Below are 440 nucleotides of genomic sequence, written 5' to 3' on the forward strand. Positions count from 1 at the left end.
GGTATAATGATAAAAATATCATTTTACGTGAATAAAATATCCAAACCTTCCGCATCTTAACTAATACAGCCTATCAAAAAAAAATTGCAAGGCATTTTTTGATTTTCATTGAGAATATTCATAGATTTTAAATATTCAAACTCTAAAAAATTGTGCGTTATTATATCCATATGTGGCAGAATTTCCTTTACATTTTGAATATCGTTTCCATTAAAAAAAGACCTTTCTGTAGAGGTTTTCATAACGGTATCCCAAACAATCATTTGATTAGATTTGCTCATTTTTATTTCTTCATTAATCTTTTTTAAATATTCTGTGTTTGGAGCAATTCCGATTTTCACCGCTTTTACTGGATAAAATTTCAGTAATGTTTTAATGCTTTTTAAAATGTCCTCTATGGCGATCCAATCCACAGAAAAAACATGATTTTCCGTTTGCAA

Annotated in this window: 1 protein-coding gene; it reads right to left on the reverse strand. The window is 28.2% G+C overall.

What is annotated here, in order from left to right; translation table 11 throughout:
• Positions 1-56 precede the first annotated feature (56 nt).
• Positions 57-440 (reverse strand): bifunctional hydroxymethylpyrimidine kinase/phosphomethylpyrimidine kinase (locus AC23MB_RS14380; RefSeq protein WP_487787656.1); only part of this gene is annotated, 384 nt, incomplete at its 5' end.

The sequence above is a fragment of the Soonwooa sp. T0.1_25 genome (genome assembly GCF_057652215.1).